Annotated in this window: 18 protein-coding genes, 1 pseudogene and 1 riboswitch; of the genes and pseudogenes, 4 read left to right on the plus strand and 15 right to left on the minus strand. The window is 37.4% G+C overall.

Annotated features, from left to right (window positions below; all coding sequences use genetic code 11):
* Window positions 1-156 precede the first annotated feature (156 nt).
* Both AC58NB_RS08650 and AC58NB_RS08655 read left to right on the plus strand, forming a co-directional pair.
* Window positions 157-1,482: an alkaline phosphatase family protein gene (locus tag AC58NB_RS08650; protein WP_497426427.1), complete on the plus strand. Its 1,326-nt coding sequence runs from the start codon at window positions 157-159 to the stop codon at window positions 1,480-1,482.
* Between the two features lie 3 nt (window positions 1,483-1,485).
* Window positions 1,486-2,760, plus strand: coding sequence for an MFS transporter (locus AC58NB_RS08655; protein ID WP_497426428.1), 1,275 nt, complete (start codon window positions 1,486-1,488; stop codon window positions 2,758-2,760).
* 171 nt (window positions 2,761-2,931) lie between these two features.
* On the opposite strand, the gene AC58NB_RS08660 is transcribed toward AC58NB_RS08655, so the two are convergent.
* Entirely contained in the window at window positions 2,932-3,687 is a 756-nt protein-coding gene (locus tag AC58NB_RS08660) for an exodeoxyribonuclease III (RefSeq protein ID WP_497426429.1), read from the minus strand.
* Between the two features lie 116 nt (window positions 3,688-3,803).
* Here AC58NB_RS08660 and AC58NB_RS08665 point away from each other — a divergent pair, with 116 nt between their 5' ends.
* Window positions 3,804-4,055, plus strand: a complete 252-nt coding sequence (locus AC58NB_RS08665) for an alpha/beta-type small acid-soluble spore protein (RefSeq protein ID WP_497426430.1) — start codon at window positions 3,804-3,806, stop codon at window positions 4,053-4,055.
* A gap of 438 nt (window positions 4,056-4,493) precedes the next feature.
* Here the strand turns inward: AC58NB_RS08665 and AC58NB_RS08670 are convergent, their stop codons facing one another.
* The 8 genes and pseudogenes from AC58NB_RS08670 to AC58NB_RS08705 form a co-directional block, all read right to left on the minus strand.
* Window positions 4,494-4,835 (minus strand): PTS sugar transporter subunit IIA, encoded by a 342-nt coding sequence (locus tag AC58NB_RS08670; protein ID WP_497426431.1) that lies wholly within the window; start codon window positions 4,833-4,835, stop codon window positions 4,494-4,496.
* A 614-nt stretch (window positions 4,836-5,449) separates the two neighbouring features.
* Entirely contained in the window at window positions 5,450-5,926 is a 477-nt protein-coding gene (locus AC58NB_RS08675) for an acyl-CoA thioesterase (RefSeq protein WP_497426546.1), read from the minus strand.
* 114 nt (window positions 5,927-6,040) lie between these two features.
* On the minus strand, window positions 6,041-6,775 hold the full coding sequence (locus tag AC58NB_RS08680; protein WP_497426432.1) for a gamma-glutamyl-gamma-aminobutyrate hydrolase family protein: 735 nt from the start codon (window positions 6,773-6,775) through the stop codon (window positions 6,041-6,043).
* A gap of 128 nt (window positions 6,776-6,903) precedes the next feature.
* Complete coding sequence (locus AC58NB_RS08685) at window positions 6,904-7,770, minus strand: YitT family protein (protein ID WP_497426433.1); 867 nt, start codon at window positions 7,768-7,770, stop codon at window positions 6,904-6,906.
* Between the two features lie 28 nt (window positions 7,771-7,798).
* A complete protein-coding gene (locus tag AC58NB_RS08690) occupies window positions 7,799-8,233 on the minus strand; it encodes a MarR family winged helix-turn-helix transcriptional regulator (protein WP_497426434.1) in 435 nt (144 codons plus the stop codon).
* A 260-nt stretch (window positions 8,234-8,493) separates the two neighbouring features.
* Window positions 8,494-9,597 carry a branched-chain amino acid aminotransferase gene (locus AC58NB_RS08695; protein ID WP_497426435.1) on the minus strand — a complete coding sequence of 368 codons (1,104 nt, stop codon included), beginning with the start codon at window positions 9,595-9,597 and terminating at the stop codon, window positions 8,494-8,496.
* 136 nt (window positions 9,598-9,733) lie between these two features.
* Entirely contained in the window at window positions 9,734-10,336 is a 603-nt protein-coding gene (locus tag AC58NB_RS08700) for a DUF6438 domain-containing protein (protein WP_497426436.1), read from the minus strand.
* Window positions 10,337-10,874: 538 nt separating this feature from the next.
* Window positions 10,875-11,633, minus strand: a pseudogene (locus AC58NB_RS08705) (methyltransferase domain-containing protein).
* A gap of 263 nt (window positions 11,634-11,896) precedes the next feature.
* On the opposite strand from AC58NB_RS08705, the gene AC58NB_RS08710 reads away from it, so the two are divergent.
* A complete protein-coding gene (locus AC58NB_RS08710) occupies window positions 11,897-12,049 on the plus strand; it encodes a YpzG family protein (RefSeq protein WP_497426437.1) in 153 nt (50 codons plus the stop codon).
* A gap of 50 nt (window positions 12,050-12,099) precedes the next feature.
* Here AC58NB_RS08710 and AC58NB_RS08715 read toward each other — a convergent pair whose 3' ends face one another.
* The 6 genes from AC58NB_RS08715 to AC58NB_RS08740 form a co-directional block, all read right to left on the minus strand.
* The gene (locus AC58NB_RS08715) at window positions 12,100-13,152 is read right to left on the minus strand and encodes a ribonucleotide-diphosphate reductase subunit beta (RefSeq protein WP_497426438.1); all 1,053 of its coding nucleotides are present in this window, start codon (window positions 13,150-13,152) and stop codon (window positions 12,100-12,102) included.
* 18 nt (window positions 13,153-13,170) lie between these two features.
* Complete coding sequence (locus AC58NB_RS08720; RefSeq protein ID WP_497426439.1) at window positions 13,171-15,447, minus strand: ribonucleoside-diphosphate reductase subunit alpha; 2,277 nt, start codon at window positions 15,445-15,447, stop codon at window positions 13,171-13,173.
* Window positions 15,448-15,770: 323 nt separating this feature from the next.
* Window positions 15,771-15,951: riboswitch (cobalamin riboswitch) on the minus strand.
* Window positions 15,952-16,036: 85 nt separating this feature from the next.
* The gene (locus tag AC58NB_RS08725; RefSeq protein ID WP_497426440.1) at window positions 16,037-18,277 is read right to left on the minus strand and encodes an AAA domain-containing protein; all 2,241 of its coding nucleotides are present in this window, start codon (window positions 18,275-18,277) and stop codon (window positions 16,037-16,039) included.
* A gap of 179 nt (window positions 18,278-18,456) precedes the next feature.
* Window positions 18,457-18,909 (minus strand): YueI family protein, encoded by a 453-nt coding sequence (locus AC58NB_RS08730; protein ID WP_497426441.1) that lies wholly within the window; start codon window positions 18,907-18,909, stop codon window positions 18,457-18,459.
* A 389-nt stretch (window positions 18,910-19,298) separates the two neighbouring features.
* On the minus strand, window positions 19,299-20,225 hold the full coding sequence (locus AC58NB_RS08735; protein ID WP_497426442.1) for a manganese-dependent inorganic pyrophosphatase: 927 nt from the start codon (window positions 20,223-20,225) through the stop codon (window positions 19,299-19,301).
* Window positions 20,226-20,317: 92 nt separating this feature from the next.
* Window positions 20,318-22,486 carry a DNA topoisomerase III gene (locus AC58NB_RS08740; protein ID WP_497426443.1) on the minus strand — a complete coding sequence of 723 codons (2,169 nt, stop codon included), beginning with the start codon at window positions 22,484-22,486 and terminating at the stop codon, window positions 20,318-20,320.
* Window positions 22,487-22,612: the final 126 nt, after the last annotated feature.

Consider the following 22,612-nt stretch of genomic DNA (forward strand, 5'->3'; position numbering starts at 1 on the left):
CATACTTTTTATTAAATAGTATATCACAATTAATTTCCCTTCTACTATTCAGTGAATAATTTACATATATCTTAATTTTAAGTAAAATTTTAAAAATAATCTATACAATTCACTCCATAATAGTACAATAAAGTTAAAGGAGAAATGGAGGTATCTATGAACGTCTCAACAAAACGGATGATTGTGATATCCTTTGATTGCTTATCTGCATTAGATTTACCAAAATTAAAAACCCTTTCCCATTTTAGTCAAATACTAAAGTCAGGCTCTTATGCACCTCATGTCAAAACCATTTACCCATCATTAACCTACCCTTGTCATACATCCATCATCACAGGTAATTACCCAAAAAGACACAGAATTATAAACAATACACATCTGCAGCCAGGTTGGAAGTCCCCTGATTGGTATTGGTATAGATCCTCTATTGAAGGAACGACCCTTTATGATCAGGCCAAAAAGGCTAACCTAACAACAGCTTCCCTGTTATGGCCTGTCACTGGCCGCGCAGACATAGATTACAATCTGCCTGAAATCTTTCCAAACAGGGTCTGGCAAACTCAAATACTTGTATCCCTTTTCAGCGGCACCCCTGCCTATCAATGGAAGTTGAATAGGAAGTTCGGCCATCTCAGACAAGGATTAAGCCAACCACATTTGGATAACTTTGTACTGGTCTCGGCTTTAGAAACGATTAAATCAATGCAACCAAATTTACTGCTCATCCATTTCACTGATTTGGATTCAAAAAGACATGACCATGGATTTTACTCCAGAGAAGCAGAAGATGCACTAACCAGGCACAATAATCGTCTTGGTCAAATTATAAACACATTAAAAGTGAATCATCTTTATGAAGAAACGACACTAATTCTATTGGGGGATCACAGCGCATTAGACGAGAATAAAGCGATCAAGCTTAATACTTTGTTCAGACAAAAGAATCTGATCCATATTAACCGTAAAGGAAAATTAGTGAATTGGTCGGCTTATTGTAAATCCTGCGATGGATCGGCATATATTTACTTAAAAGCAAAAAAAGACAAAGTTACTTATGAACGGGTGCGGTCACTATTATTTAAATTAATGGAGAACGAGGACAACGGAATAGAACAAATCTTGACTGGTTCCGAAGCAGAAGAAATGGGGGCTGATCCTAACTGCTCTTTTATGCTCGAAGCAAGTAAGGGTTTTTATTTCACGGAATCACATGAGGGCGCTTTTATCAAAGAAATAAGTGCGGAAGATACGAGGAGTGAACCGAAATATACATTGGCAACACATGGATATTCTCCTCAAAAGCCAGATTACACCACTATTTTTATAGCAGCCGGTAAAGGAATTCAAAGCGGACAGATTATAGCGGATATGAAGCTTGTTGACATCGGTCCTACATTAGCCAAATTAATGGGACTGAACTTGGGCGATACAGATGGAAAAGTGATTGAAGCATTTATTCAGTCTAATGAAAAAAGGAGGTAAGAAATGAGTTCACTGACAAAACAGGAAAAGAGTTGGGCTTTATATGACTGGGCTAATTCAGCTTATTCAATCGTGATTGTGACAGCTATCTTTCCTATTTATTTCAAAGCAGCTGCTAATGCGGCCGACATCTCGAGTGCCACTTCTACTGCTTATTGGGGATATGCTAATTCAATTGGGACTTTATTAATCTCTATTCTCGCTCCCTTGCTGGGAACGATTGCTGATTTTAAAGGCTATAAAAAACGCTTCTTTATCTTCTTTTTCTCTCTCGGTATTCTTTTTACACTCATGCTGGCAATCGTCCCCTTCAATCAATGGATCATTTTATTGGTTTGCTATATCATCACATCAATTGGGTTTGCTGGTGCCAATATTTTTTATGATGCTTTTTTGGTAGATGTGACAGATGACAAAAAGATGAGCAAGCTCTCTGCGCACGGATACGCATTAGGATATATCGGCAGTACCATTCCCTTTATTATTGGAATTGCCCTTACCCTACTTGCCCAGCAAAACATCATTCCTTTATCCATAACTGCAGCGATGCAAGCTGCTTTTATGATCACAGCCCTATGGTGGGGGCTATTCACCATTCCAATGCTAAAGAATGTCCAACAAACCTATTATATGGAGCGAGTATCAAATCCAGTCCGGATGAGCTTTAAACGTCTGTTTGCCACCTTAAAAAATATCCGGAGCTATCGTAACTTGTTTATTTTCTTAATCGCCTACTTTTTTTACATTGACGGTGTGCATACCATTATCACGATGTCGACTGCCTATGGATCTGATTTAGGTTTTAGCTCGTCTACCCTGTTAATTGTCTTGTTTGTTACGCAAGTCATTGCTGCTCCATTCTCGATTGTCTATGCCAGATTGGCAGCTAAATACAATGAAAAAATCATGATCTTGGTTGGGATTGCCATCTACACATTTATTTGTGTCTATGCTTATTTTATTACATCAGCACTTGATTTTTGGATATTAGCTATCCTGGTTGGTACCTCACAGGGCGGGATTCAAGCCTTAAGCCGCTCCTATTTTGCTAAATTGGTACCTAAAGAGTCCTCAAATGAGTTTTTTGGTTTTTATAATATTTTTGGAAAATTTGCAGCGATTACAGGTCCATTTTTAATGGGGATTACTACACAATTGACCGGAAATACAAATATGGGTGTGCTTAGTTTAGTAATCCTATTTATTATTGGCGGTCTCTTTATGCTTCGAGTACCAAATACTGCCCATCAGGCCCCTTCTGTTTCTGCTAAATTATAAATACTTTTATACGAAGCACGCATTCTTATCTATATCATTTATATACGAGTTTTACTTGGAGAAATAAGGATTAATTTATAAAAAAAGAAACACTTCCATCATTTTTGAAAGTGTTTCTTTCCTTACTGTAAAACCCTCTTCTGGCAGGTGCCTCAAGAAGATTACTTTTAATCAAATTGACAGTTCTAAAGAAATTGGACAATGATCGCTTCCCATAATCGATGTATGTATGTCCGCTTCGCTAATTAAATCTGCGATTGATTCGGAGACAATAAAGTAATCAATCCGCCAACCAATATTTCGTTCGCGCACTTTGCTCATATACGACCACCAGCTATACATCTCTGTTCGATCAGGATAGAGGTAACGGAAGGAATCTACAAATCCGCTATTTAATAAAGCTGTCATTTTACCTCTTTCCTCATCTGTAAAGCCAGAATTCCCTTTATTTGATTTAGGATTCCGCAAGTCAATCTCCGAGTGAGCGACGTTTAAATCCCCAGTTAAAATAACAGGTTTCTCTTTATTCAGCTCATGTAAATAGGCAGAAAGTAAATCTTCCCAAACCAAACGGTATCCAAGCCTTGCCAGGTCGCGCTGTGAATTTGGTGTATACACATTCACAATAAAAAATTGCTCAAATTCCAATGTGATGGCTCGGCCTTCCACATCATACTCATCATTCCCAATCCCGTATTTAACGGATAAAGGTTTTTGACGGGTAAAAATAGCCGTGCCTGAGTATCCTTTTTTAACTGCATAATTCCAGTATTGATGATAGCCCTCTAGTTCCAGATTAATCTGGCCCTCCTGCAGTTTAGTTTCCTGCAAACAAAATATATCAGCATTTAATTCATTAAAAGTATCCAAGAAACCTTTTCCAACACAAGCTCTTATACCATTTACATTCCAAGAAACAAATTTCATGCTTTTCCTTATCCCCCTGCTATTTTTCTATCTTTTACGTCCATTTTTCATTATAACAAATCGAGTAGAAGAATCATCCTTTGGGTACCTTAATGGGAAAGGAGAAGTGATCAATCATGGCAAAACGCAGAAAGATTTTAGTCCCTGAATCAAGAGAACAATTAGACCAACTGAAGGCTAAAGTGGCACAAACCAATCATCCGGACAGAGCAAAATATGAAGTAGCTAAAGATCTTGGTATTCCGCTGAATGAAGGATATAATGGGCGAATTGCTGCAGCAGATGCAGGGAAAATCGGCGGTAAACTCGGTGGAAGTATGGTGAAGGAATTAACGAAATTGGCAAAGGAAAATATACTTAGAAAATAAAAAAGCCTCTCCAGGCTTCAGAAAAATAGTGAAGTATAAGTAAAGCTGGCATAGTTCCGTTTTTCAAGTAATTTGGTTAACTTACTTGATGGTTCGACTTGATTGCTCGTTAACGTAAATTACAGCTAATCCTTTGTCTCCCCATAATGCTGTTACACTCTCAAAAGATTTCATTTACTATACCAATCTTCAGACGCAGCCAGAAGATCCCTACTTGTCATACTAAGCTGATTTCAACAATGCTGTCATAGAGTAAACTTTTCTCCTTTATTCATTGACAGCTTGTTGTAATAAAATCAGCTTCTTGCCTAGCTTTCCAACGATTCAATGTTATGGGCAGGATATACGTATAGCTTTTTGGCCACGCCCCTGCTATTTCCCTTTTTAACCTACCAACTTTAATATGATAAACCATAAACACCTCGCAGACGCATTTCTTCATACTTCTTTATAAATTCTTCTATCAATTCCTGAGTGTAATTCACTACTTTCATATAATTTCACAAATTCAGTAGCCAAATTCTTAACCGTCAAGGTTTTTAACAGATTTCTCTGCGCATGGACTAGTAAGCATGATACATTCATCATTTCTCCGTCCGTTTCTTTCTGCAATAAAGAAAGCTGCGATTGATGAGCCATTAGAATAGCATCTGTTGATTCTTTCAATTTTTGGTGAGCCAAGCTATAATCTCCATGCTTCGCTGCAGAAATTGCTTCAACCGCACAACTTTGTCCATCTCCACCATGGAGAATCAACCTGAATTTTTCTACTTCATTCATCATTATCCCTCCATTTAGATAGATTTGATATCTTATTCAATTACAGTTCTCCTATATCTGATACTTTCACTTCATCTTATGCTATTACATATTTTCATATTTCTATTATACGTATACGATTGGAATGTCCATTCAGTATTCCATAGATCCTTTATTAACGCTGATAAAACAATACCCTTTTTTTGGCTTCACTAACCCAAAATATCCTGCGCTTTAAATACCATAATTATCGGAATTTAGGGCATATTATAAAACCTTCATTTTAGTTTACTTAATTCTAGATCTCCATGGTGTTATTATCGGAATAACTATTCTACGCACATCAGATTTCGAGTCTATATTTCCATCGGATTACAAAAGGTTCATACGGCATTTTTAGCAGAAGTCACATCTTATTTCCGAAATAAAAAAAGGAAGGACTAAAACCCCTCCTATGTAATCCTAATTAATAGTAAACTAGCTTCCATCGGTAACCCAATTCAGGATGAATCGCTAAAATTCGGCATCTCATCATTAAGCATCTGGGATTATTTCTTTTTAATAATCGAAGATATTAACGTTACAAAAATGTGATGAAGCCTTGAAAATATATTTCCAAGGCTTGGGTGATACTCTTATTTAAATTTCTGCTTTCTCTTTTTTCGTTCTTGATACTTCTCTTCAGCACGTTTATATAACTCTTTTTCCAGGTCTGTTTCAGGTCGTATTTTAGGTACAGATGATGGCCTTCCCTCATGATCGATAGCAATCATAGTTAGAAATGCTTCAGACGTTAGTCTTCTTTCTCCCGTCATAAGGTTCTCTCCCTCAACCTTTACATACACCACCATGGAGGTAGTGTGTGACCAGATGACAAACGCCTCCAAACAGATAGCCTGCCCTGATTTAATAGGTGCATGAAAATCAAATGAATCACTTGATGCTGTCACCACTGGTTTTCTGCAATGACGCATCGCCGCAATGCCTGCAATTTTATCAACATAGGCCATTACCTTACCGCCAAAAATCGAATTGTACTGGTTTGTATCAGCCGGTAAGACTAAATCAGTCAAATAAGTTATTGAATTACTTGGTACATTGCCTTCATCCATCACAGCACTCGACTCCCAACCTAGTATATTCCATTTACCCCAATATACTACACATAGAAAAAGACTGCCAAATGGCAGTCTTCTCGTTTAGCTTATTCGTTTGTTTCTTTCTTCTCATAAAGCGTTTTTCTTACAAACATCAATAAAATGTTCCAACAATTTATCCATGCTGGCATCATGTTTACGTAATTCTTCCGGATGAAATTGTGTTCCCATAATCGATTCATTAATTCCTTCAAATGCTTCTATTAACCCATCTTCAGCCTTTGCGACTGGTTTTAATCCTTCGCCTAACTCTTTTATACCTTGATGATGGAAGCTATTCACGTCCATTTTGTCCTTTTTAACAATACTATATAGTTGACTGTCCTTTTCTAAATGGACTGTATGGACTGGTTTAGGTCGTTCTACGTTAGAAAGATGCTCCAAATCATCTGAATTATCATCTTCCTTATCTTCCTCCACATGTTGGTAAAGACTGCCACCTACAGCCACATTGATTAAATGGGCCCCTCTGCATATTCCAAACAAAGGTTTCCCTTGCTTGCGCGCCTCATTAATGATTTGGAAATGGGATTGATCTAACCCCTTATGTGTGTCTCCTAAATCCTCACTTGGTGGTTCATTATAAAATTTAGGGTTGACATCAATTCCGCCCGTTAATAAAATACCGTCAACCATCGAAACCCAAACTTTAGCGAGTTCTTCATTACCCAATGGAAAAATCAGTGGAATTCCACCTGTTTTTTTAATTGCTTCTGAATAACTTAAAAATACTGTCGTTGTATTGTATCCTTCTATTTTTAATATATTACTTGTTAAGCCAATAATCGGTTTATTATTTTTCATGTCTAAATTCCTCCCTTAGCTCTCCCACCCCTTTTCCCTTTATATATAGTTTTCACTCTAGAAATATATGTAATTACTTTCAAAAATAAATAGCAGCCCCGTGTTGGAGCTGCTATCATAATATAATATTAGTGAATGTTTTTCTTTTCAAAATTACCGCCCGATACATCAGAGACGTTCTGAATCGCTATAAAAGCATTTTCATCAATATCATGAACCACATCTTTTAATTTAGCCAATTCGAGACGTGTCAGTACGCAATATACCATTTGCGTATCTTCCTTTAGGTAGCCACCTTTGGCATAAATAAACGTGGTTGATCTTCCAAGACGATCCTGAATAGCCTGTGAAATTTCTTCGTATTCATTGGAAATAATCGTTACTGATCTAGATTCATTTAAACCTTCTACGACGATATCCATAACCTTGGCGGCCATATAATACGCGAAAATAGAATACATAGCAGAATCCCATTCAAACACGAAACCTGAAGCAATAAAGATGAATACATTTATGAACATAATAATCTGTCCAACTGGTAATCTTAGTTTCTTAGATAATAAAATCGCTATGATCTCTGTACCGTCAAGGGCACCGCCAACGCGAATGACAATCCCAACCCCAAGTCCAAGAATCAACCCTCCAAATAACACAGCCAGGATTTTTTCATCTGTAAATGGCTCAACATGATGCAACATTGCTGTACTAATAGAAAGCACAGCAATACCATAAATAGAGGAAATAGCAAAAGTTTTACCAATTTGTTTGTATCCAATATAAAGGAATGGCAAGTTAATAATAAAGATGAATAGTCCCAGCTGTAATTTGGTTATATGAGAAAGCATGATGGATATCCCAGTTATTCCACCATCAATAACACTGTTTGGGACCAAGAAGAGTTCCAATGCAACAGCCATCATAACAGCACCAAGGGTTATGAAGAGAAATCTCGTTAGTATTTTCAATATAGATGCTTTTTTATGTGTTTTTGGCAAAACTAATTCCTTCTTTCTGTATGAAAATTTATTTATTATCTAATTGATAACGATTAAATTTATGAAGAATGGAATTTAACACCTTCAATTCCTCTTCATCTAATAAAGATGCATATTTCCCCATAATTACTCTGGAGTTTTCTCGTGCCTTTTGCAGGACATTTGCTCCATCTTCAGTAAGTGTTACAGCTACTGATCTTCTATCATTCTCATCCTGTACTCGGGAAACAAACCCATGCTGCACCAGCCTTTCAAGCATGACTGTAATGGCACTTGGTTTCACATTTAGGACGTTCGCTAAATGTTTTACATTTGTCACTTTTTCTTGTTCTATCTTATTTAATAGATGAAATTGCGATCCGGTAATCCCTAAATCCTGATGCTGAGTAATTTCCGACATGATGGTTCTAATTGTAGGCATTAATATGTTTTCGATATCTAAATACAGTTCTTTACTATCCATTCTTTATTGACCTCTCTCGTATAAAGAATATACTTACTTTTCATGATAAAATTATTATACCATAAAATAATAAACCATATTAATAATTAAACACTTTAACTATTTTCGCCTTAAATAAAACCGATTCATGATTAGGAATATGTTGCAGACTTTCATCTCGACTTTTTACCCCTCTTGCTTTTTGTTAAGCTATTCTAAGGATTAAAGAAAAGCATACAGAACATAAAAAAAGACGCGGTTACCCACGTCTTTAAATCTACTTATTTGTATACATGTGTCTTGCTTGATTCTTTTACTTCCCTGATCCAATTAAAAGGATCTTCTATTTTGCCATTTTGTATGCCTGTGATGGTATCGTATAATCTCTGTGTGATGCTCCCAATTTCCCCTTGATTAACAGTCAGAATTTCATTATCCCACAGCAGTTCACCAATTGGAGAGACAACGGCAGCCGTCCCGGTACCAAAGGCTTCTTCCAAAGTACCATTTTTATAGGCCTCAATGATTTCCTGCATAGAAACTCGACGTTCTGTTACAGGGATATTCCAGTAACGTAATAGCTGAATAATGGAATGTCGGGTCACACCATCCAAAACACTCCCATTTAATGATGGCGTAACAATTTCACCATTTATTTTAAAGAAGACATTCATACTGCCCACTTCTTCAATATACTTTTTCTCAATCGCATCTAGCCACAATACCTGTGAACAGCCAAGTGCTTCTGCTATTTCTTGCGCTTTAAGACTGGAAGAATAATTACCTCCTGTCTTAGCCATACCCGTACCGCCTTTAACAGAGCGAACATAGTCTTTTTCTACACCAATTCGAACGGGGTTTATTCCTTCTTTATAATACGCTCCTACCGGTGATAAAATAATCATAAACTGATAATGCCTGGAAGGGGAAACCCCTAGATAAGGCTCTGTAGCAATGATAAACGGACGTATGTATAAAGAGGTTCCCTCTCGATCCGGAATCCAATCTCGATCCATATCAATGAGAAGCTCCAACGCTTTGATGGCAAATGACTCATCTATATGGGGAATGCATAAACGATCATTGGATTTATTCATGCGTTCAAAGTTCTTCTCTGGCCTAAATAGAAAAACACGATTATCGTGAGTGCGGTAAGCCTTTAATCCTTCGAAGACCGTTTGACCATAGTGAAACGTCATACAGGAAGGCTCTAAAGTAATAGGTTGATAAGGGATAATCCTTGGGTCATGCCAACCACCTAATTCTTCATCATAATCCATGATAAACATATGATCTGTAAAGATTCTGCCAAAACCAAGTGTTTCAGAGTTAGGTTTATCTTTTTTATATTTGGCTTGTGTAATAGATATTTGTTGAGTATCCATGTAGTGTCCCCTTTGAATTGTCAGAATAATTAATAAAATTAATTGTACTCCTCAAAGGGGCAACCTGCAAGTAGCAAACCTAATATTTATATAAAAAATTTCCAATTCGCAAACAATATGTGACAAACTTTAGATTTTAGCTCTTACTCTGCATGATAATGTACGGTTGAATATGCCCTGTACTGTCCTTACCTAACTTTTCAATCTGCCAGTCTTGATAATTAGGCTCGTAAACATTAATCATTCGAAATGCGTCTGAGTGATTGGAACCTGATAAAACGTATTCCTCATGCGGATTTGACTTTCTTTTAATATGGAAGAGGTAGAGAGGCTGTTTAATTAAATATTTTAAGCCCAGTAACTCTTCGATTTTCTTTTCAAAGGAATCCAATCTTTTTAATGAATGCTTACTATTCTCACAACTGGCATCTTGATCACCTAAATCATGTACAACTGTCTTATGTTCACCATATTTATAAACTACTCTGGTAACACAGGTTGGGCTATCCGGCACAATTTGTGCAGTTGTTTGATAGATAAAATTCTTGTAATCAAAAGATAGCAAGAGATCCTCTATTTTTTTAATTCGTTGTTTGGAAACCGTAAAATTTTTAACTCCTATATATGAAACATGCTTCTCACCCTGCCAACTTACATGTCCTTCACTTGTGATGGTTGCCTGATAGATCGGGGATATGCCAAGACATGATGTCCGCGAGATGGAAATTTCTTTAAACAACTTTAAAAATCCTCCTATTAGTCCAAACTGGTCTGTTTAAATTCTGATTATCTATCTATATCACTGTGCTCTATTTTCAAACATTTCCCACAAGATTATCATATGGGATATATGCATGATAAAAGACCAATACCATTTATAATAAGCCAAATTACTCTTTAATCAAAGACTAATAAGATCTATTTCATTCAAATATATACCTGAAATAAATGGGTTTAATTTCCTGTTTTTTCGCCAAAGCCATCGCCTAGTTTTAACTCTGAGAGAATAAGAATGCTATTTTTACATAGTGATAGAATCTAAAGTGAAGTTAGAAAAATACAATTCTAGGTAATTCGAGGAATACTACGATATGATTTTCCTATGCAAATTGAATACGTTTCAACTACCTTGATAAGGATGTATAATACACAGAACCTGTGTATAGATACATATTAGGAATTATTTTTTACAAACTTAAAAGAGGGCTGTCTTGTATCTTTTTCTGCTATATAAGACAGTCTTGCTTTGCTTAAATCACGCCTATGAAAAAGTTTTCTTATATAGCTTCAGCAACAATAATGAATCGATGCTGTGTTACATCTAAGTACCCATTCGTTTGAATAATCGTATGAATTTTATATAACACGTCAAAATACTTATTTACGGAAAAGTCTGGTATTTGCCATGGAATTGCCTTTAAATAATAGATCAAAGCACCAACATCATAAAAAAAGTTGGATAGGAAAAGCTTCTTGACTATAGATACTGTTCAAGCCACTCTTCTTGATCTCATCTTCAGCGATTTGTAAATTCCACGTAGAAAACTCACCATTTATGGGCACATCAAATAACGCATTCATTTCTTTGCAATCCAACCCACCAACTTGTTGCGTTATAAATATCCCTTTTTTTCTTAATATCTGGCTTATTTCTTTCCTGAAAAAGATTCATGCTGATTCGCAATCAGATCAAAATAAGCATTCGGAAAAGGCAGAACAGAATCCTCTTCAATTCCGACTACCTGTACACCAAATGGGTGAAGACGTTCTTTGGCAATAGGAATATTAGGTTCATATGCCTCCGTTGCATAAATTTCAGAAGGAAACGGCCTCATTAACGATAAAAATTCACCACCGCCTTTGCCCATATCAAGCATTCTATTCGATGTTTTCATATGAAAAAGAAGACGGCTTCCGTAGGACCATGGCAAACAATCGGTTTGCATTCTCCCAGTTCCGGTAATAAATGAAAAATCCCCAGAAAAACGTTGGTATGCTTGCTCGACATACCTTAAAAACACGGAATCGTAGCTCATTGTATTCTCCCCTTTAACAGATTAGTTTGTAGGCCATTCTGTATAAAGGCGGACCACGACACTGATTTCTGCGTTGTTATGGTTCATGTTCCAACAATTGCATAACAATCTCTCCAATAGTTTCCATTTCTATCTATCTTATCATAATTATATGATCTATTTTGTGAACTTTTTCCGAGAATAGAATTCCCCGATTTTGCCTATCCTATTATGGATGTCCTAACTGGGCATCGGAACGTATCCTACTGATGGGGTGATAAGCAATGAGTTATCGGAATCAGTTAGATCCACACTCTTCTCTTTTTCACCATAACTGGACAAGGCGGAAGCGCTCAAAATCACAGGTTAATGGACATACTGCAATGTCTCAAACCAATATCATTTTGAGAAGCAATGCGAAAGCACACCGCTGGTAAGGATGCCTTCGAGCAAAAAAAGACGCCAATTACGGCGTCTTTTTTGCTCTTTAGAGTTCATCAAATCCATTCGAATCTGTTGTTTTGGTATATTGTCGTGATTTTTGTTCAAAGAAATCAGTCTTGCCTAAATCTACTTCCTGATATGCAACAATCCATCTGAACGGATTTTTATTTGGAACATCTGGAAATGGTGTTCTTCCATACCCTAACTGATTGCAACGCTTATTGGCCATAAATTGGATATATTGACGAAGCTCAGCCATCGTGATTCCTTCTACTTTATTTCCGATGACTTTATTACCCCATTCAATTTCAAGTTCTGCCGCTGTTCGGAAGGTTTCAATCGCAAAATTCCTGAGCTCTTCTGTATCGGTTTCCGGATGTTCTGTCAAAATTTCTTTGAAAATCTTTTCAAATAGGCCAACATGAATCTGTTCGTCCCGGTTTATATAATTAATCATCGTCGATGTTGCCACCATCTTTTGGTTTCTGGCCAAATTGTAAAAGAAAGCAAAGCCCGAATAAAAGAAGAGTCCTTCCAGAATAACATCATAAATGATGGATTTGAGCAGGTTTTCAATCGTTGGGCTTTCTGTGAAATCCCGATAGCCATCCGTAATAAAATCATTGCGTTTACGGAGGATTTCTTCTGTTCTCCAATATTCAAAAACCTCATCTTGCTTACTCTTTTGGACGATACTCGATAATACATACGAATACGAGTGATTATGAATCACTTCCTGCTGTGCCAGCATAATCATTAAGGCATTCAACGAGGAATCGGTCAAATAATCAGCAACTTTACTAGCATAGTCAGATTGGATACTGTCAAGTAAAGCTAACAAGCCGATAATTTTCAAAAAAGATTCCTGTTCAATCTCTGATAGATTGGGGAACTGTTTCGCGTCATTCAACATATTAATTTCAAAAGGTGTCCAGAAATTAGAGAGCATCACTTTATATTTTGGATAAGCCCATGGATAACGCACATCGTCCCAATTTAAAATATTCGAATTTTTTCCATTAATAATCCCCGTTGAGCTATTCGGTGCATCCCGGTCAACTAATTTTCTTTTTTCTACGATTGTTTTTGTGTCCATTTTATAATCTCCTCATCATTATTGGCAGCTTTCGCATTCTTCTATAACAGCACTTGATGTAGAACGTACATAATAAGTTGTTTTTAAACCAGTCTCCCATGCAAGCAGATGCAAATCTAATAAATCACGTGCTTTAATATCATTGCGGACATACAGATTAAACGAAATCCCCTGATCAATATGCTTTTGACGACGCGCATTTTGGAGGATGCTCCATTTTTGATCAATTAAATAAACGGATTTATAATACCACATCGTCTCCAGATTCAAATCAGGTGCAGTCACTGGAATTCGATAGTTCTTTTTCTCTTCGGAATACTCCCTTCTGAAAATTGGGTCAATTCCAGATGTAGAACCAGCAATGATGGCAGTTGATGAATTTGGAGCCACAGCCATAAGGTAGCCATTTCGAATCCCATATGTATGGACATCAGTTTTCAACTCATTCCACACTTCAGAATGATAGCCTCTTTGGTCAAAATACGCTCCGCTTTCCCAATCAGACCCGCCAAAATATGGATAGGCGCCTTTCTCTTTAGCTAAATCTACACTTGATTTGATGGTTAAATAAGCAATTTTTCCGTATAAACGGTCACAGTATTCAACTGCTTTCTCCGATTCCCAAGCAATGCCCTCTAATGCCAGCAAATGATGCCAGCCAAATGTACCAAGTCCGATCGCACGATAATTTTTATTCGTTATATTCGCCTGAATGACTGGTATATTATTTAAATCGATGACATTATCAAGCATTCTAACCTGTACCGTTATTAATCGTTCAAGCACATCTTCCCTTACAGCTTTGGCCAGAGAGATGGAGGATAGATTACAGACAACAAAATCTCCGGGTGTTTTTTCGATAATAATTTTCCCATCCTCCGTTCTTTGTTCAATCACCGTTGTTGGACTTTGATTTTGCGTAATTTCTGTGCATAAATTACTGCAATAAATCATTCCCTTATGACGATTGGCATTTAAGCGATTGACCGTATCCCTATAAAACATATAGGGCGTTCCCGTTTCAAGCTGAGAAATCATGATTGCCTTAAACACTTCTATTGCCGGTATTTCCTTTTTCGAAAGCTCCGGATGGTTAACACACTCTTCATATTTTTGTCTAAATTGCCCATTTTCTTTTTCTTCATCAAAATAGTCTTCAAGAGAATAGCCCATGACCTTCCTGACTTCATGCGGATCAAATAAATACCATGTGCCGCGTTCCTTAACACGCTCCATAAATAAATCTGGAATGCATACACCGGTAAATAAATCATGAGTACGGAAACGTTCATCGCCATTATTCAGACGGGCTTCAAGAAAGGTGAAAATATCTTTATGCCAAACATCCAGGTAAACAGCGATAGCGCCCTGCCTTTGGCCCAATTGGTCCACACTGACAGCAGTATTGTTTAATTGCTTCATCCATGGAATAATCCCTGAGGAAACACCCTTGAAGCCTTTAATATCACTGCCCCTGGCCCTTATCTTTCCTAAATAAACACCTATTCCGCCACCATTTTTTGATAGATTGGCAATATCCGTGTTCGAATCATAAATTCCCTGCAAACTATCATCGACCGTATCAATAAAACAACTGGATAACTGGCCATAGCTTTTCCCGGCATTAGCAAGCGTAGGAGTCGCCACCGTCATATAAAGATTGGATAATGCCCAATAGGATTCTTTTATTAATTCAAGCCTTTTGTTTTCTGGTTCATTCATCATCAACGTCATAGCAATAATCATAAACCGCTCTTGAGGAAGTTCATATAGTCTGCCATTATGCGATTTAGCTAAATAGCGATCTGCCAATGTACGAATGCCAATATACGTAAATAATTGATCTTTTGACGGTTCGATAAGTGCCGAGAGACTGTTAATCTCTTCTTCTGTATACACATCCAATAAGGCAGGATGATAGATACCCATTTCAGTCAATGTTAGAACAAGCTGATAGAGCTTTCCGTATTTATTTTTCAGCTCATAGCCCCTGTTTTGGGAAGCTAATTCATATAAACGATCTAAATAAATAGCCGCTGCTACATATGTCCAATCCGGTTCATCGGCAGATATGCGCTCTACGGCACTGAGTACGAATAAATTCACCAATTCTTCCTTGTTATAGTCAAATTTATATTCCAGTGCCGTCATAATTTTTTCGATATATTCTTCTGCTGAATATAAGGAAGGATAGGGTTTTACACATTTTTTTATATATGTTTCAATGCTCTCCAAATTGCTGATTTCTATCTTGCTATATTGACTATGATCTTGTGTATCGTATGATAGTACCATCATTTTTCCCCCTTATTTTTCACTGCCATTTCTCTAATGCATACTCTTGTAATGATAGGATTCTTTGGTTTGAGCTCCTCCTGAATGGTAAAGCTTGACCCAATTTAAATTTTTGAGCTACCAAACCATCGCATAAAGACCATACCTTCTGATACGACATATTTTGTTGAATCAGGATTTCTCAGAACCACCGAATAGTTTTGATTTTCTCCACGCAAAAAATCCCATTGCCTTTAATCAGCAATGGGAATAGAAATAATAACAAAATTGAAATGTGCCAAAATTGCCATGTTCTCTGTTCCACCTTCATTGCTCCCGATAAAGGTAAACTAGTGAAAAAGGCAGGTCTCCTGACTCATGCGTCATTTTACTCTAAGTCCTTCCCATAGATTGATCTACAGTGGTTTACTTATTTCATCAGCATTTACAGTTGCGGGTACAGTTCCGGATTTTCACCGGATTCCCTATTAAGTCGTATTCGACACCTTTAACACGTTAAACTCAATATATAGTATTTAAAAATTTCAATAATATCAACATATAGAATTATAAATCTAATAACTGAAAATAGCAATCAATATCCTGCCAATTATTTTGGCAGTTGCTGCAAAAAATGATTAACAAATGCTTCAGATTCCAACCGAATCCCAATGTACGGCGGTTGAACGCGCCTATTCGCTTCAAGCGGAATTCCAAGCCAGAATACTTTTTGATCCATAATGACGAAGCTGAAACTTGGACCGTTCTGAAGATGGATATCAGGATCTAAATAGGTATGGGAATCAGGAGAGTATATCATTAACTTTGCCCTTGAATTCCTTGTTTTTACTCGTTGAACAAACTCTTGTGATAGAACACTCGAATTTGGCAAGGAGAGAATAATCGATGAATGGGCTTGTTTTATATCTTGATAAAATCCCTCTAAATTTCGTGCATAAATCCATTGTAATTTCGGATGGTGATTCGTAATCCACTTGCCTATTTGGTCCATATTGATCATTTGGTTTCGTTTCATCTGATATTGCACAAGTTGATGAAGGGTCTTGGAATGAGAAACTTTTGATTCAATAAACTCCACATCGCTAACATGAATCAGCTTTCCTTTGGTCCTTGTGATTGCAACATTAAGAAGTCGTTCACTTTCCCTTCCAGTCAATAACATACCAGCCCGATTTTGAGGATAACTATCCACACTGTCAAATACCATTAGTTCCCGTTCACTTCCCTGGAAACGATGGACTGTAGCAGCCAAAATATCATGCAGACCATTCTCATCTTGATATAAGTCTTTAATTAACGTCTCCATCAACTGCGCCTGGGCTCGGTATGGAGTTGCATAACCAATTGATTTGGTACCACTGCTATAAGCTTCATGTATAATCTGAAAGGATAATAACAGATTCATCAAATTCATTCTAGAACCCGAGGAAGTACCTGTGAAGCAATGCTCTCCGGTAAAGCTAGTATTTAATAATACCGACGCACGGTCTGGGAAGGGCGACCTTGAGACGATTTCTTTTTTATTTACATGAACACTTGGATGATCTCCGACTAATGAGTTATAAACATATTGATTCGTGAAAGCAGATATATCCGGATGCATTCTCCGCTGTTCTTTTAAAAGAAACAGATGCGTATGAAGTTTCCCACCACGCGCGATATCGGCGACCCCGGCACGGTGAAAAATATCTTCTTTCAACCATCGATCTACCAGTTCGCCACGCGAAACGGCGATAGGAGGCAATTGCTTAAAGTCTCCACAAATAATACACCGCTTGGCAAGAGAGCCGGCAAAAGCAATTTGTGGGATAAAGGCCATACTAGCTTCGTCAATCAAAACAAGATCATACTCTTGTTCATATATACTTGAATCCATCGCAGCTTTAGCCAAGGTCGTGCCTATTATATACGCATTTTTTAAGAGGTGGACTTCTTTTTGCCGTATTTTCTCCAGGATTCTACCCAGCTTTTTTTCCAGATCAAGCAGTTGCTCTGAGTCACGCACGCTGAATGACATAGATAGATCCTTTTTGAGCAATCTCTTTTCTTCCGCAATGGAGTCTCTTTCCTTTACTAATTGCCCATCATGGCTTTCCAATAACTTACCCGGCAAAATATCCCCATGCATCAGCAGACCTTCACCAGTTTGAGAGCCATACCGTAATATATCCCCTTCTTGAAAACGATCTGCTCGTTTAACAAATCCCGTAATCTCAGCCAGCAGAACATCGACTGCCTGATTACTATGGGAAAGGACTAATATCCGTTTATTTTTAAAATACTTATTGGCAGCTGTTCGAGCCAAAGTGTATGTTTTTCCTGTACCGGGGGGACCCCAAACAAAGGTGACCGGGTTATATTTGGAACGGGCGTATAGCTCACGTACCGAGCTTTTACTTGTTTTGTCTGTTCGTTTATCAGGCATGGAAGGTTCCATAATACGTTTTACCCGGCTTCTTTTTCGTTTGCTTTTCCTTATATCATCGAGTCTTTCGATTAACTGATCTAAGAGTTCCCACGGATCATGATAAATCGTTGCCTCCTCAATCAATTCCCCTATCGACTGATCCAGAGATAGCAGTAAACTATTGCCCTCAGAGGACAAGATTCTGGCATCATAGCGGCTCCCGCCCCATTCCAGTTTAGCAATCGTCCCCACAGGGATTCTCAATGCACTGGAAGATTCAAAATAGTACGTAAAAGAATCACCTGATGTAATCTTATTACCATTCATCAAGTGATAGCGCGTACTGCCATATTTTTTTAGGTATTGAATTTCCTCTTCAAGTGCTTCCTGCCATTCTTCAATATACTCTCGTGTTGAATTCATTTTTTGTGCCCCTCAAATTATAAACCTAATTTATCTTCAATTTGATTACTATACCACACAAACATCAACTCGAATAGGGGATAGCACGTTCATCCTACCAGTAACCGACACTTGATTACCGTATGATACTAGCGGCACGTGCCTATTATATTGATGCCATATTCTTGAATAAAAAATCTTTAAGAATTTTTCATAAACATTCGTTTAAGTGATTCAAAGAAACCTTTCTTTTCAGGTGTTTCTTCGGTCTTATTTTCAGCTGATTGCTCCATCAACGTAATGTTTTCCTTATTTATAGCATGATCATAAGCCAAGACTAACCCGTTAGGTGAATTATATTCCTTATTGGTCACGATTTTAAATTGAATTCCATGTTCATCTGCTGCTTTAACAAATTTGGATAGATGGGAATAATTGATGTGCCCGTTTAAATATAGTTTAGCTTCCTTATTCGTTTTCAAAAGATCCATAAATCCATTGGGAATTTGTTTTTGGTAAACCTGAGCCTGCGTCAATACGACAACAACACGTTCACGTATAGTCCCCAAAAATTCTTTTCGTTCAGCAGGCTTTATTTCTTTAGGCCCATGAATTCCTTCCTGTAAAATATCATCTACCGTTTTCTTATTCATGTCATTTCCTCCTTGAATAATAATCAACATATGTAGGGTATTTGGAATTGATCATTTTTATTTGTTTAGTTTAATTAAAGGCCTTCTAATGGTTTCTCGATACCGAATACCTTATCGAACTCACTTACATTTTTAGTTTAATCCTTATACTTTATGTATATTAATGGATACAGCTTCTCAGTAGTTCAATCAAATCCATATCGACCTCATAATAACTTGTATATATAAAAAGACACCTGTTTAAAAAACAGGTGTCTCTTTTTCGAAAAAATTGAGGCGAGTCACCACACTCCACATAGTGTGTACCCTAAGGTATGTGCTCGGCTTACACAATTCAGCTCATCGCATATATTAATATAACATTAATCTAGGAAGTTTGCAAGTATTATTTACGATAAAGCTTCTGTTAATGCTGGAACCACTTGTTTCTTACGGGATACGACCCCTTTAAGAACAGCTGTATTGTTTACTAATGTTACATTGAAGGCTTTCTCAACAGCTGCCGCTTTTTGACCAATGGCAAGCGCAACAGAATCATTAGTTAAGATATCCGTAACAACCAACAAGAACAAATCCAGACCCTTTACATTAATAGTAGCTTGCATAACTTCTTCCAATTCAGCTTGCTTCGCCATTACTTCATTCGTATCTACTGCATTAACTTGCGCAATTTCCACTTTGGAAGTACCCATGGAGAATTCTTTAGCATCCAAAGAAATTAATTCTGCAATTGTTTTCTTGCTTAAATCTGCACCTGCTTTTAACATTTCTAATCCATAAACATCTGCATCTACGCCAGCAATTTCAGCTAATTCCTTAGCTGCAGCCACATCCTGTTCTGTGCATGTTGGAGATTTGAACAATAAGGAATCAGAAATGATTGCAGATAACATTAACCCCGCCACTTCTTTTCTGATTTTAACACCGTTCTCTTTGTAAAGCTTATTTAAAATCGTTGCTGTACAACCAACCGGCTCAGCACGGTAGTACAATGGATCAGCTGTTTCGAAGTTGGCAATACGGTGATGATCAATAACCTCTAGAACACGCACTTGCTCGATGTCATCTGCACTTTGTTGTCTTTCATTGTGGTCTACAAGAATAACTTCCTGTGCTTCCTCTGAAACTTTTTCAACCAAACGGGGAGCTGCCATTTTAAATGTATCAAGTGCATATTGCGTTTCACCGTTAATGGCACCAAGACGTACAGCCTCAGCCTCAACACCTAACTCTTTTTTCAATTCTGCATAAGCGATTGCTGAACAAATTGTGTCCGTATCTGGATTTTTATGTCCAAAAATCAATACTTTACTCATTCACAAAAACTCCCTTAATATAGTATGTACTCCATTTACATACAAGCAAATGGAAACTTCTTCGACCATTATACCTGAATGCATAAAAATTTTTAAGTTTTTGGGGCAATTTCATTTGAAAATAGGAAATTAATTTTTCCATCCTTCCATTCAATCGCCGCATCAAATGATTTTTCTCCCTTTTTAAATCCTTTGATGACATTGGTTTTGCCATCTTTTAATAGCTTTTGCATATTGGTTTGAGAGATCTTTTTCCCAAGGATTTTTTTTGAGAACGTGAATTTACACTGGTTTTGTCGATAATTCGCACATCCATAAAATTCACCCTTATCGACGATATCACCTTTACAAAGCGGACAAGCTCCCACCTTTTTTCCGGTTGTAAACTTGGAAGAGGTACGTTCAATCGTATCAACCTTTAGTCCTGTAAAATCCCAGGTTTCAAATCCTTTTACAGCATCTTCAATAATTTTTCCGGTTAGCTTCTTTGTCTGTTCCATAAATTGAGCGGCGGATGCTTTTCCTTGTCCGATTTCTGCCAAACGCTGCTCCCATTTAGCTGTCATCTCAGGTGAAGCTAATATTTCATCACCAATCGCCCTGATCAATACTTTCGCTTTATCGGTCGCGAACACTTGGTTCTTTTTAACATCAATATATTTTCGATCCTTCAGCATCGTAATAATGCCTGCTCTTGTTGCTTCTGTACCTAATCCTTCAGATTTCATTAACACTTTTTCGAGTTCTTCATTATCAAGATGTTTACCGGCCGTTTTCATTAATGTAATTAATTGTCCCTCGGTATACCGTTTGGGTGGCTGTGTTTTTCCTTCTTTTACTTTAACGTTCTTTACTTTTCCCTCATCATCTTTTTGAACGTTCGGAAGAATGGTGTCTTCATCCTTTTCTTGTTGGAAAATAATTTGACGCCAGCCTTCACGTATTTGCTGCTTCCCTTTTGAAACGAACTCTGCCCTTCCATCTACCAATGTAATTAAGGTCGTATAGTCAAAGATGGCTGATTCATAGTGAGCAGCAATCAAGCGGCGTACAATTAAATCATAGATATTCCTTTCTTCTCCGGAAAGCTTCGCAGGATCTTTAACTTGTTCCGTCGGAATAATCGCATAGTGATCAGAAACTTTCTTTTCATTAACGAACCTGGAATTATTTAGTATGGACGGATTAGGAACAGGTATGAAAGATTTATATTCCTCAAACTGAGCAAGTTTTGCTAAGATTTCCGGAAAAGTTTCTGCCTCTCCTTCGGTCACATAGTTTGAATCACTCCGCGGATAAGAAACGATCCCCTTTTGATAAAGCTTTTGCGTGATATCCAGTGTTTGCTTAGGAGAATACTTATACATTTTATTGGCAGTTGCCTGCAGGGCCGATAAATTGAATAATAATGGCGGCTGGAATTCTTTCCGTTCTGTCTTCATTTCAATGATTTTTGCGTCTTTATTCTTGCAAAAAGCAGCGATGTTTTGGGCCATCTCTTGTTTATCCAGCCTGGATTCCTGGTCCTTCTCCCATTTGCCCTCATAGGTTTTCCCGTTTATATTAAATGTAGCGATCACTTCCCAAAAGGGTTTAGATTCGAATTTTTCTATCTCCAGTTCGCGTTTTACGATCAAAGCAAGTGTAGGAGTTTGCACCCTTCCCGCAGAGAACACATCATTCATTCCTTTTTGCTTGAGCAGTAAGGAATAGGCTCTTGATGCATTCATGCCAACAAGCCAATCAGCACAAGAACGCGTATAGGCTTCATGATAAAGCGGTACTGTCTCCTGGCTGTCACGGAGGCTGTTAAATCCCTCTATTATGGATTTTTTCGTTAAAGAAGAAATCCATAAGCGCTTCATCGGTTTACGGATACCACTGACTGCAATGATATTGCGGACAATTAATTCTCCTTCTCTCCCGGCATCGCCAGCATGGATAATTGAATCCACATCCGAACGCTTCAACAATTGCTTGATAATATTAAACTGCTTTGTTTTTGATTTTGTCACTTCATATGTAAATCTTTCAGGGATGATAGGCAATGTGGCAATGGCCCATCTTTTCCACTCAGGTTTATATTTTTCCGGCGAGGATAACTCGGTTAAATGTCCAATCGCCCACGTACACAATGCCCCTTCTGGAAAAATATCATTAGGAGCAATCTCTAAATATCCGTCACGTTTTTTGAAAGAGAATGGTGAGGCCAGCGTAACTCCTTGATCCGGTTTCTCCGCAATAATCAATGGAAATCCCATATTCAGGTCAAACTCCTTCTATGTAAATTTAGATCCTATTAAAGCTTACGTATTTTAAAAGTCCACTTCTAATAGTACCATGTATCCCATTTTTTTTGATACAACTATCTTACTACAAAGAATCTG

It is taken from the genome of Pradoshia sp. TA40_28 (assembly GCF_059694525.1).

Excerpts from the sequence above, each read along its gene's own strand:
- AC58NB_RS08735 (WP_497426442.1), bottom strand. The coding sequence starts at position 20,225 with ATGAGTAAAGTATTGATTTTTGGACATAAAAATCCAGATACGGACACA.
- AC58NB_RS08675 (WP_497426546.1), bottom strand. The coding sequence starts at position 5,926 with ATGGATGAAGGCAATGTACCAAGTAATTCAATAACTTATTTGACTGAT.
- AC58NB_RS08690 (WP_497426434.1), bottom strand. The coding sequence starts at position 8,233 with ATGGATAGTAAAGAACTGTATTTAGATATCGAAAACATATTAATGCCT.
- AC58NB_RS08715 (WP_497426438.1), bottom strand. The coding sequence starts at position 13,152 with ATGGACACAAAAACAATCGTAGAAAAAAGAAAATTAGTTGACCGGGAT.
- AC58NB_RS08680 (WP_497426432.1), bottom strand. The coding sequence starts at position 6,775 with ATGAAAAATAATAAACCGATTATTGGCTTAACAAGTAATATATTAAAA.
- AC58NB_RS08720 (WP_497426439.1), bottom strand. The coding sequence starts at position 15,447 with ATGGTACTATCATACGATACACAAGATCATAGTCAATATAGCAAGATA.
- AC58NB_RS08725 (WP_497426440.1), bottom strand. The coding sequence starts at position 18,277 with ATGAATTCAACACGAGAGTATATTGAAGAATGGCAGGAAGCACTTGAA.
- AC58NB_RS08730 (WP_497426441.1), bottom strand. The coding sequence starts at position 18,909 with ATGAATAAGAAAACGGTAGATGATATTTTACAGGAAGGAATTCATGGG.
- AC58NB_RS08650 (WP_497426427.1), top strand. The coding sequence starts at position 157 with ATGAACGTCTCAACAAAACGGATGATTGTGATATCCTTTGATTGCTTA.
- AC58NB_RS08670 (WP_497426431.1), bottom strand. The coding sequence starts at position 4,835 with ATGAATGAAGTAGAAAAATTCAGGTTGATTCTCCATGGTGGAGATGGA.
- AC58NB_RS08660 (WP_497426429.1), bottom strand. The coding sequence starts at position 3,687 with ATGAAATTTGTTTCTTGGAATGTAAATGGTATAAGAGCTTGTGTTGGA.
- AC58NB_RS08710 (WP_497426437.1), top strand. The coding sequence starts at position 11,897 with ATGAGTTATCGGAATCAGTTAGATCCACACTCTTCTCTTTTTCACCAT.
- AC58NB_RS08695 (WP_497426435.1), bottom strand. The coding sequence starts at position 9,597 with ATGGATACTCAACAAATATCTATTACACAAGCCAAATATAAAAAAGAT.
- AC58NB_RS08655 (WP_497426428.1), top strand. The coding sequence starts at position 1,486 with ATGAGTTCACTGACAAAACAGGAAAAGAGTTGGGCTTTATATGACTGG.
- AC58NB_RS08740 (WP_497426443.1), bottom strand. The coding sequence starts at position 22,486 with ATGGGATTTCCATTGATTATTGCGGAGAAACCGGATCAAGGAGTTACG.
- AC58NB_RS08665 (WP_497426430.1), top strand. The coding sequence starts at position 3,804 with ATGGCAAAACGCAGAAAGATTTTAGTCCCTGAATCAAGAGAACAATTA.